Consider the following 10,248-nt stretch of genomic DNA (forward strand, 5'->3'; position numbering starts at 1 on the left):
CTTCAGCCTAGCACCGACGTGCTCGCGCGGCCAGCGTCGGGGTTGCGGTTGCCGGGCTCCGCCCCGGACCCCGCTGCTCAATCGCCACAGGGGCTTGATATTGCCGAACCGGGCGTCAGGGAGCCGTCAGTTGGCTCCCGCCAGCTTCTCCGCGTAGGCGCTCCACCACTCCCCCGCCTTCGGACCCCCCTTGCACGTGCCGTCCGACTCTCCCGGGCGTTTGATCCACAGGTAGGCCTTCACCTGAGGGTCACCGGTCTTGGTGGTGGGCTCCTCGCCGAGTGCCCGCCCGGGCGGATTGCACCAGCGCTCGTCCGCCGCGCCCCCCGTGTACGGCCCGTTGCCATTGCGGCTCGTGTCGACGACGAACGGCTTGTTGCCGATCTTCGCCGAGAGCTCCTTGCCGTACTTGACCGAGTCCTCGGTGGTGTAGAAGTTCGACACGTTGACCGAGAAGCCGTCGGTCTGGTCGACGCCCGACCACTTCAGCGGCTCGTAGATCTGGTCGGGCTTGCCCCAGCCCGCGTTGCCCGCGTCGAGGTAGACCTTCGTGTCCTTCAGCGACTTGAACTTGGCGATGGCGCCCTTGAGCAGGTCGTAGCGCTCCTCGTGGAACTGCTCCGGTGTGCAGTTGTCCACCATGTGCTGCACCGCGTCCGGCTCCAGGATCACCGTCGCGGGGCGGTCCCCGATGCCCTCGGCGACCTGGTCGATGAACTCCCGGTACGCGTTCCCGTCCGCCGCGCCGCCGCCCGAGTACTGGCCGCAGTCGCGGTGCGGGATGTTGTAGACGACCAGCAGCGCGTCCCTGTTCGCCTTCTGCGCGGCCTCGGTGAAGCCGCGCGCCTGGTCCCTCGCGTTCTCCGGCAACAGCCATTCACCGCTGGGCTGTTCGGCGATCTTGCGGACCTTCGCGGCCTCGTCGTCCTTGCCGTCCTTCGCCAACTCCGCCACGGCCTTCGCGGCCTTGCTGTCGGGGTTGACCCAGAACGGGTCCGCGCCCTTGGGCTGCTGCTTCACAGGATCCGTCGACCCGTCCCCCTCGTTCTTGTCCCCGCCGCCGGAGGAACAGGCGGACATGAGCAGCGCCGCCCCCACGACGACCGCTCCAGCCCTCATTTTCCGGTACATCCACTCCCCCTTGGGTGCACTGCCTGGCTCTCAATCCTGGCATACACCCCTGTCGCGCCACGAGCGCGTGCGCCGCTTGTCAAGGACCTGTTACAGCGGGCAGGGCTCGGGTAGGCGGCGACCAGGAACACTCCGATACGCGGAGTGGAAAGGGGCGCACCTTGTCCGATGAGACGAGTGAACTGCGCCTGGCAGTTGCCCTGCTGGAGTATGCGGAGATCTTCCGTGACGCTTTCGACCCGCCGCGCTATCTGCGACGGCTGACCGAACACTGCGTGGACCTGCTCGGCGCCCTGGGCGCGGCCGTGCTCCTCGCCAGCCCGTACTGCCCCACCCCGGCCGGCCACCGAGGCCAGTATCCCGACACAGTCGGGGGGGGGAGTTTGGTGGCCGCGGACAGTCCCGTGAGCCCGGCGCACGACACCCTGCGCACCGGCCTGGCCGTGGCCCCCGTGAACCTGAACTCCGCGCACTCCGTGGCACGTTGGCCCGCGTTCACCGCCATCGCCCGCCGCGGCGGGATCGCCTCCGCCTACGCGGTTCCGCTGCGCGAGGCCGACGATCTGGTGGGGGCGCTCACCGTCTTCCAGACCGAACCAGCCGCACACAAAGGTGAGTTCGCGATCGCCCAGGTGCTCGCCGACGCCGCCACCACCGGGCTGCACAATCACCGTGTGCACGCCCGGTACCAGGATCTGACCGAGCAGTTGGGCGTGGCGCTCGCCAGCCGGGTGCGGATCGAGCAGGCGAAGGGCATGCTCGCCGAGCGCTGGGCGACCGCTCCGGATACCGCGTTCACGGCACTGAGACGGTACGCCCGCTCGAACCGGCTGCCGCTCGACCAGGTCGCGCGCGCCGTGATCCGCCGCACGCTGCCCGACGAACAGGTCAGGCCCGAACCGACGTGAACCCTCGACCGCACCCTGTGCCGATCCACCCAATCGCTCTAAAGTCGTGATGAGCGGCCCCAGTCCTCGGCCGGTCCGATCCAACCAACGGACCACCAATACCTCCCGTGCCTGGGCCGGGCCCTCCCGCAGCCCGCCGCCCGCGCGGTAGAGGACCGGTCCGGCCGGCGGCTCCGGGGGGAGCGGCTACCGGCCGGACCAGGTGGGGCGGCGCTCGGCACTCAACTCGCCTTCTGGGACGCGCTGTCCACGTCCGACCGGGACACGTTCGACCGGGACACGTCCGACAGGTACGCGGACACGATGACGTTCGCGGAGTACGTGCCCGAGGCCTTGTCGAAGCTGCCGCCGCAGGTGATCAGGCGGAGTTCCGCACGCTCGGCCTCGTGCGACCCGTACGCCTCGGCCGGGTCGAAGTTCTCGCGGGAGAGCACCCGGACGTCGTCGACGGTGAACTCGGCGACGGAGCCGTCGGCCCGCGTCACGCGCACCGTGTCGCCGGGCTCGGCCTCGCTGAGGTGGTAGAAGACGGCGGGCCTGCTCTCGGTGTCGACGTGCCCGACGAACAGCGAGGTGCCCCGCTCCCCCGGCTTCACGCCGTCTCCGTACCAGCCGACGACGCCGGCCCGCGCGTACGACGGCGGGTCGATGCCGCCGCTCCCGTCCAGGCCTCGGGCCACGACGGGCGCCTGGACGCGCAGCGCCGGGATGTCGACGCGGCGTGGCTGCGCGCCCTCGTCCGGCTGGTGGGCGGCCGGCAGGTCGACGTCCGACGGCCGGCCGACGGCGGCCGCGTCCCCGGTCGTCGGCGAGGACAGGTTGAGGTCGGTGGCGCCGTGGCCCCACAGCCACAGGCCGAGCAGCAGCACCACCCAGGCGACCCCTGTGAGGAGCCGCCCGGCGCCTTGCGACCGGTCACTCATGGCGGGTTCAGCGCCTCGTCGGCGAACCGGGTGACCTGCGGCGGCGCACGCTGCGGACGGCCACGGCGACGGCGGCGACCGCGGCGAGGCCGAGCCCGATGAGGGCGTGCCGGGTGCCGGGGCCCTCGCTGGGCGCTGCCGTGGAGGGCCGGTGGACGGCGAGGGCCTGCCGTTCGGCGGTGCCGCCGCCGCCCGCGTGCACGGGGGCGGTCGGGGACGGTGTGGGCGAGGCGTCGGCGGCGGATCCGTCGAGGACGCGGAGGGTGCCGGTGACCTTGCCCTCGACGCCGTCGCAGGTCACCGAGACCGAGTAGGCATCGGGCCCGGCGGAGGACTTCACGCGGGCCTCCGCGAACAGGGTGGGGTCGTCGGCGGAGGGCGCGAGCCGGGCCGGTGACACGAAGGCCGCGGAACTGGCGCTGCCCGTGGTGCCCTCGCAGCCGGTCACCCGCAGGTCGACCTCGGTGCCCGCGGGCGCGTCCCGTGGTGTGACGGTGATCGTTCCACCGCCTTCGGCGGCCTGGGCCGCGGTGGCCGGTGCGGTCACCAGGACGACCGCCCCCGCGATACCGACAGCAAGCAGTCCTGCACGCATCGTGAACCTCCTCCAGTCAGGCTCACGCCTGCGGCCGCGTTCCGCATCCCGGGAGACTCCCGTGGCAGGTCACACCTGGCGGGGCGGGTGCATACGATGGCGGTCAGTCGATCGAGCGCCGAGGAGTCCGCACACATGGCAGAGCCCAAGCCCATCGCATCGTGGCTGACCGACATGGACGGGGTCCTCATGCACGAGGGGGTGCCGATCCCGGGCGCGGACGCGTTCATCAAGAAGCTGCGGGACTCCGGCAAGCCGTTCCTCGTCCTGACGAACAATTCCATGTACACGGCCCGTGACCTGCACGCCCGTCTGAACCGGATCGGCCTGGAAGTCCCGATCGAGAACATCTGGACGTCCGCGCTCGCCACCGCCCGGTTCGTCGACAGCCAGCGGCCGAACGGCACGGCGTATGTGATCGGCGAGGCGGGTCTGACGACGGCGCTGCACGAGGTCGGCTACATCCTCAGCGACTCGGACCCCGACTTCGTGATCCTCGGGGAGACCCGTACGTATTCGTTCGAGGCGCTCACCAAGGCGATCCGGCTGATCAACGGCGGGGCCCGGTTCATCGCCACCAACCCCGACAACACCGGCCCCTCCACGGAGGGTGTGCTGCCGGCGACGGGTTCGGTGGCGGCGCTGATCACCAAGGCGACCGGCAAGGACCCGTACTTCGTCGGGAAGCCGAATCCGCTGATGATGCGGACAGGGCTCAACGCGATCGGGGCGCACTCGGAGTCCAGCGCCATGATCGGCGACCGGATGGACACGGACGTGCTGGCGGGCCTGGAGGCCGGGATGACGACGTATCTCGTCCTGACCGGGCTCACCGCCAAGTCGGACATCGACCGCTTCCCGTTCCGGCCGACCAAGGTGGTCGACTCGATCGCGGACCTCGTCGACCTGGTCTGACACCGGCCTCTCAGCTGCCGGTCGCCGTCTTCCAGTCGTCCACGTACGTCTGGAGGTTCTTGGCGATGTCGTTCCAGTCCGGCTCGAAGATCTGCACGCCGTCCATGATCTTGGCGAGTTCGACGGCGTTGGCGTCGGTGGCCTTCACGTCGGCGCGCGGCGAGAAGCCGCCGCCGACGGAGCTGACCTGCTTCTGCTGCTCCGCGTCGAGCATGAAGTCCAGGAACTTCTTGCCGTTGGCGGTGTGCGGGGCGTTCTTCACGAGGCCGCCCGCGTACGGCAGAGCAAAGGAAGTCGGCTTCCCCGAGCCCTTCTTCGGGAACCAGATGCCGAGGTTCGGCATGTCCTTGGACTGGGCGTAGTTCATCTGCACGTCCCCGTTGGCGGCGAGGAGTTCGCCCTTGTCGACCTTGGGCGCGAGCTTGCCGGTGGAGGCGGACGGGCCGACGTTGTTGGCCTGGAGCCTCTTCAGGTAGGCCATGGCCTGTTCCTTGCCGCCGAAGTCGTGCATGGCCTTGACCAGCAGGGCGGTGCCGTCGCCCGCGATGCCGGGCGTGGAGTACTGGAGCTTGTTCTTGTACTTCGCGTCGAGGAGCTGCTCCCACGTGGTGGGCGCCTGCTGCTTCAGCTCCTTCTTGTTGTAGATGAAGCCGAAGTAGTTGTTCACGACGGACGTCCAGGTGCCATTCGCCGCCTTGTCGGCGCCGTCGACCTGGTCCGAGCCCTTGGGCGCGTACTTCGCCAACAGGCCCTTGCTGTCGGCCTGTTGGATGAACGGCGGGAGCGTCACGAGGACGTCGGCCTGGGTGTTGACCTTCTCGCGGACGGCGCGCTGCACCATCTCGCCGGAGCCGCCCTCCACGTAGTCGACCTTGATGCCGGTCTTCTTGGTGAAGTCCTTGAAGACCTTGTCGTACCAGCCGTCGCCGTTCTCGCCCTTGAGGCCGTCGGCGCTGTAGACGGTGACGGTCTTCTCGTCGGACGCGGCGGAGCTGCCGCCGCAGCCGGTCAGGGTCGCGGCGAGGGCGAGAGCGCCGGTGGCGGCGGCGACGGTGGTGAGCGTGTGCTTGCGCATGGCGTGATGAACTCCGTTGCTACGTATGGGACTTCAGCGAGGTCTACAGCGGGGTCTTCAGCGGTACGAGGCCTTGGTGCGGATCCGCGACATGGCCAGCAGGACGAGCAGCGTGGCGGCCATCAGGACCACCGCGATAGCGGAGCCGGTGAAGAGGGAGCCGCGGTCGGTGGTCGCGTAGATCTGCACCGGGAGCGGCATCCAGTTCGGCGGGTAGAGCATCATCGTGGCGCTCAACTCGCCCATGGACAGGGCGAAGCAGAGGCCCGCGGCGGCGTTCAGGGAGGGCAGAAGCAGTGGCAGCTTCACCTTCCACAGGACGTACGCGGGGCGGGCGCCCAGCGAGGCCGCGGCCTGTTCGTAGGAGGGGTCGAGGCGCTGGAGGGCGGCGGACACCGACTGGTAGGCGAAGGCCGTGACCAGGATCGTGTGGGCGATGATCACGATCCAGCGGGTGCCGTTGAGCAGCATCGGCGGCCGGCTGAACGCGACGAGGACCGCGAGGCCGACGACCACGGACGGCACGGCGACCGGAAGCACGAACAGGGCGTCCAGCACGCGGCGTCCGCGCTTGTTCAGCGTGGCGGCGGCGAGCGCGGCCCAGCCGCCGACGACCAGCGCGAGCACGCTCGCGGTGACGGCCGTGACCAGGCTGGTGGTCAGGGCGGTGAGGGAGTCGCCGCTGGTGGCGGCCTCGTAGCGGCCGCCGGTGAGGCCGGAGGGCAGGGCGCCGGACCAGTTCGTGGCGAAGGACGCGGCGAGGACGACGAGAAGCGGCAGGGCGAACAGCGGCAGGAAGAGGACGAAGAAGAGGCCCCAGGCGCCCCACTTGCCGGCCTTGCTATGTACGAGCACGGCGGCTCACCACCCGGTACAGGCCGTAAAGGCTCACGGAGACAAGGACGTTGACGACCGCGACGACGCATGCGCCCGGGTAGTCGGATTCGAGGATCGCCTTGCTGTAGACGAGGGTCGGCAGCGTCGTGACGCCCTTGGCGCCGGTGAACAGGACGATCCCGAACTCGTTGAGGCACAGGACGAGGACCAGCGAGCCACCGGCGGCGAGCGCCGGCAGTGCCTCCGGCAGGATCACCTGCCGCACGATCCGGGCGGGCCGCGCCCCGAGCGACGCGGCGACCTCCAGCTGTCCCGTGTCGACCTGCGAGAACGCGGCGAGCAGCGGGCGCATCACGAACGGCGTGAAGTAGGTGATCTCGGCGAGCAGCACGCCCCACGGCGTGGCCAGGAACTGGAAGGGGCCGGTTGCGGCGCCTGTGACGTCCGTCCACACCCCGTTGGCCATGCCCACCTGCCCGTACACGAACAGCAGGGCGAGCGTGATCAGGAAGGAGGGGAAGGACAGGAAGACGTCGATGAAGCGGGCGACGGCCTTCGCGCCGGGGAACGGCACGAACGCGACGATCAGCGCGAGCGCGAAGCCGAGGACGAGACAGCCGACCGTGGACCCGACGGCGAGCCACACCGTCGTGCCGAGCGCCTCGCGGAACGCGGACGACGCGAAGACATCGGCGTACGGCTTCAGGGATGTGCCGCCGGTGTCGGGGGTGAGCGACTGCTGGACGACGAGGAAGAGCGGGTAGAGGAAGACGACCGCGAGGGCGGCGACGGGCGGCAGGGCCCAGATCATGCGCGGCAGCCGCCGCTGTGGGCAGGTGTTCCGCACGGCGGAACGGGTGGGCACAGTCCCCGGTGCCGGTTCACGTTCCTTGAGGCCCGGGACGGTACTAGCCATCGGTCACCCCTGCGGAGAGCAGCACCGCATCGTCCGGCGCGAAGTGCAGGGTGACCCGGTCGCCGAGCACGGGCGGGTCACGCAGCTCGCGCAGGTCCGCCTTGACCTGATGGCCGTCGACGTCGACGTGCAGGCGGTGGGTGGAGCCACGCCACTGGACCTCGGAGACCTTGCCCGTAAGGGAGTTGGGGCCTTCGCCGAGGCCGACGAGGTGCGGGCGGACGCACAGCGTGGCGGTGGAGCCGATGGCGGCATCCGGGGTCGGGAGCTTCAGCTCGGCACCTCCCAGCGATACGGAGCCCGAACCCACCGTCACCGGGAGGAGGTTGGCGTTGCCGACGAAGGAGGCGGTGAACTCGGTGCGCGGGCGCCGGTACAGGTCCTGCGGCGTGCCGACGTCCTGGAGGCGGGCCTTGTCCATGACGGCGATGCGGTCGGCGAGGGTGAGCGCCTCGACCTGGTCGTGGGTGACGTACAGGATCGAGACGTCGGGCAACTCGCGGTGCAGCCGCGCGAGTTCGGCGAGCATGCCGGAGCGGAGTGTCGCGTCGAGCGCGGACAGCGGCTCGTCGAGGAGCAGCACGCCGGGCCGGACGGCGAGGGCGCGCGCGATGGCGACGCGCTGCTGCTGGCCGCCGGAGAGTTCGCGCGGGTACCGCTTGGCGTAGGAGGCCATGCCGGTCAGTTCGAGGGCTTCGGCGACGCGGCCGGGTATCTCACCCTTCGGCACCCTCTGGGCCTTCATCCCGAACGCGACGTTGTCCTCGACGCGCAGGTGCGGGAAGAGCGCGTAACTCTGCACGACCATGCCGATGCCGCGCCGGTGCGGCGGCAGGTCGGTGACGTCGCGGCCGCCGAGGAACACCCTCCCGGACGCGGGCCGCACGAACCCGGCGACGGCGCGCAGCGCGGTGGTCTTCCCCGAGCCCGAGGGGCCGAGGAGGGCCATCACCTCGCCGGGCTCGACGGTCAGGTCGAGGGAGTCGAGAACGGTGGTGCCGCCGTACGCGACCGACACCCGGTCGAACCGGATGCCGCTCAGCTTCTGGTCGTTGTCTCTCACGGCGGCCACGCTCCCGGCGGCGGGTGTCCCGCGCGGAGCGGCGCGGCAACGGGACGGTGAACGGGCACCCAAGGTTGGACCAGACCCGTTACCGTTCTGTTATTTCTGGAGGAGGGAGAGGGGAGCCGTGGGTAATTACCAGCTGTCCGAGCCCAGACGCGCGGTGAACGAGAAGCGGTCCCCGCGGTAGAGCGTCCGCACCCGCTCCGTGGCGCGGCGCCCGGTGTCGTACGAGATCCGGTGGATGAGCAGCATCGGCAGCGCGGGCGGCGTGCCGATGAGCAGGGCCTCGCGCGGGGTCGCGAGCACCGTCTCGATGCGCTCGTCGGCCGAGCCGAACTCGATGTCGAGGCGGTCGTGGACGTAGGAGTAGAACGAGGAGTCGGGGTCGAACTCGGCGTCGAGTCGCGGCGCCCGGGCCACGGGCACGTAGGTCGACTCAAGGCCCACGCGCTCGTCGTCGGCGAGCAGTACGCGTTCCATGTGCCAGACGGGTTCGGCCCGTTCGAGGCCGATCTCGGCGGCGAGCGCGGGCGGGCACGGGAAGCGTTCGAGGCCGATGAGGGTGCGACCCGGGCGCCGGCCCTGTCGGCGGACTCCTTCGGTGTACGAGGCGAGGGACAGCGGCTGCGCCAGCTTCGGGCCGGCGACGACGGTGCCCCTGCCGTGCCGCCGCAGCCGCCCTTCGAGCAGCAGCTCGCGCAGGGCCTGCCGCACGGTTTCGCGGGCCACTTCGTAGCGCAGGGCGAGTTCGCGCTCGGCGGGGAGGGCCTCCCCTTCACTCAACTCGCTGAGCAGCGCGGCGATTTGGGCCTTGACGGCGTAGTACTTCGGGATGCGTCCGTGCTCGGGGATGCCGTCGCGCACGGGGGCGCCGGGGGCCTGGTCGTTCGGGTAGTCCACGCGGGGATGGTCGCAGATGCGGGTGAACACCTGTCTTGCGTCCCCTTGGGCCCTGGCTCAGCGTCCGCCGACGCGGAGCCGTCGGGCTCCCACCACGAGGGTCGCGCCGGCGAGGAGGAGGGTGCCGGCCGCGACCCCCAGTCCGAGCAGGGCGCGCGGGCCCGTCCGGGCGAGCTCGCCCGCTTCGTCCGCGAGGGTCGAACCCGGACCCGCGGACTCTTCAATGGCGAACGGATAGTCGTCGGACTCTCCCACCCAGTCGCCGTCGTCGTCCTTGCGCCGGACGAGCGCGGCGTTGGCGACGACGTCGTCGGGGCGGGTGTCGTCGGCGAACGCGAGGCGGACGTCGACGGTGACCGTGTCGCCCGCGCCGACCGAGAACCCGGGGAAGCCGTCGAAGACGCCGATGTTCTCGTCCCGGGCGGTCCGCTCGACGGTCACGGGGCGCCAGCGGCCCGCGTCGCGGAACTCCAGCGCGATGTGCTTCGGCGTCAGTTTCCGGTCCTCGTCGACCAGTACGAGGACGGGGTGGAGGTCGGCGCAGCGGGCGGTGGTGGTGTTGGTGAGGTCGAGCGAGAAGTGCCGGGGGGCGTCGCCGGGGTGGTAGGTGGCGGGGCCCTCGTCGATGCGGGTGTCGATGGGGAAGTCGCCGCGGTTCGCTGCCGCGCAGGCTTGGGTGCCGGTGTCGGCGGTGGCCTCGTTCGGGGGGCCGAGGGCGGTGAGAGCGGAGGTGGTGAGGGTGATGGCGGCGAGGGCGAGCGGGCGGCGCGGTCGCATGAAGGCCCTTCACTGTTCGCGGAGTTGACGACAGTCGTGAGCCGACACCTTTCCATCGCGGTTCGGCGGGGCGTGGGTTGGCCGGTCACGCCGCGCCGCGCGATTCCCTCGATCGGCCCAGCCGCCCGGCCCCCGGCACCGGCGTTACGGCCCCGGGGCTCCGCCCCGGACCCCGCGCCTCAAACGCCGGCGGGGCTGGAAAGAT

The 10,248-nt window shown here is 70.7% G+C and carries 11 protein-coding genes; 2 read left to right on the forward strand and 9 right to left on the reverse strand.

Translation table 11 applies throughout. The features are described 5' to 3' along the window. Positions 1–126: 126 nt before the first annotated feature. On the reverse strand, positions 127–1,119 hold the full coding sequence (locus ABT004_RS34600; RefSeq protein WP_351345173.1) for a glycoside hydrolase family 6 protein: 993 nt from the start codon (positions 1,117–1,119) through the stop codon (positions 127–129). Positions 1,120–1,292: 173 nt separating this feature from the next. On the opposite strand from ABT004_RS34600, the gene ABT004_RS34605 reads away from it, so the two are divergent. Next, complete coding sequence (locus tag ABT004_RS34605; protein WP_351345176.1) at positions 1,293–2,039, forward strand: ANTAR domain-containing protein; 747 nt, start codon at positions 1,293–1,295, stop codon at positions 2,037–2,039. A gap of 221 nt (positions 2,040–2,260) precedes the next feature. On the opposite strand, the gene ABT004_RS34610 is transcribed toward ABT004_RS34605, so the two are convergent. Both ABT004_RS34610 and ABT004_RS34615 read right to left on the reverse strand, forming a co-directional pair. Then, the gene (locus ABT004_RS34610) at positions 2,261–2,962 is read right to left on the reverse strand and encodes a class F sortase (RefSeq protein ID WP_351345179.1); all 702 of its coding nucleotides are present in this window, start codon (positions 2,960–2,962) and stop codon (positions 2,261–2,263) included. A 7-nt stretch (positions 2,963–2,969) separates the two neighbouring features. Continuing rightward, positions 2,970–3,557, reverse strand: coding sequence for a hypothetical protein (locus tag ABT004_RS34615; protein WP_351345182.1), 588 nt, complete (start codon positions 3,555–3,557; stop codon positions 2,970–2,972). A 135-nt stretch (positions 3,558–3,692) separates the two neighbouring features. Here ABT004_RS34615 and ABT004_RS34620 point away from each other — a divergent pair, with 135 nt between their 5' ends. After that, entirely contained in the window at positions 3,693–4,472 is a 780-nt protein-coding gene (locus tag ABT004_RS34620) for an HAD-IIA family hydrolase (RefSeq protein WP_351345184.1), read from the forward strand. 10 nt (positions 4,473–4,482) lie between these two features. On the opposite strand, the gene ABT004_RS34625 is transcribed toward ABT004_RS34620, so the two are convergent. From ABT004_RS34625 to ABT004_RS34650, 6 genes are all read right to left on the reverse strand, one after another. Next, complete coding sequence (locus ABT004_RS34625; RefSeq protein WP_351345187.1) at positions 4,483–5,547, reverse strand: 2-aminoethylphosphonate ABC transporter substrate-binding protein; 1,065 nt, start codon at positions 5,545–5,547, stop codon at positions 4,483–4,485. 57 nt (positions 5,548–5,604) lie between these two features. Further along, positions 5,605–6,402, reverse strand: coding sequence for an ABC transporter permease (locus ABT004_RS34630; RefSeq protein ID WP_351345190.1), 798 nt, complete (start codon positions 6,400–6,402; stop codon positions 5,605–5,607). Continuing rightward, a complete protein-coding gene (locus ABT004_RS34635) occupies positions 6,389–7,300 on the reverse strand; it encodes a 2-aminoethylphosphonate ABC transporter permease subunit (protein ID WP_451191547.1) in 912 nt (303 codons plus the stop codon). Before ABT004_RS34635 ends, ABT004_RS34630 begins: the two co-directional genes overlap by 14 nt. Then, on the reverse strand, positions 7,293–8,363 hold the full coding sequence (locus ABT004_RS34640) for an ABC transporter ATP-binding protein (protein ID WP_351345193.1): 1,071 nt from the start codon (positions 8,361–8,363) through the stop codon (positions 7,293–7,295). Before ABT004_RS34640 ends, ABT004_RS34635 begins: the two co-directional genes overlap by 8 nt. Positions 8,364–8,498: 135 nt before the next feature. After that, positions 8,499–9,266 carry a GntR family transcriptional regulator gene (locus tag ABT004_RS34645; protein WP_351345196.1) on the reverse strand — a complete coding sequence of 256 codons (768 nt, stop codon included), beginning with the start codon at positions 9,264–9,266 and terminating at the stop codon, positions 8,499–8,501. Between the two features lie 57 nt (positions 9,267–9,323). After that, positions 9,324–10,043: a hypothetical protein gene (locus ABT004_RS34650; protein ID WP_351345199.1), complete on the reverse strand. Its 720-nt coding sequence runs from the start codon at positions 10,041–10,043 to the stop codon at positions 9,324–9,326. Positions 10,044–10,248 lie beyond the last annotated feature (205 nt).

The sequence above is a fragment of the Streptomyces sp. NPDC002790 genome (assembly GCF_040295505.1).
In the GTDB taxonomy this organism is placed as follows: Bacteria; Actinomycetota; Actinomycetes; order Streptomycetales; family Streptomycetaceae; genus Streptomyces.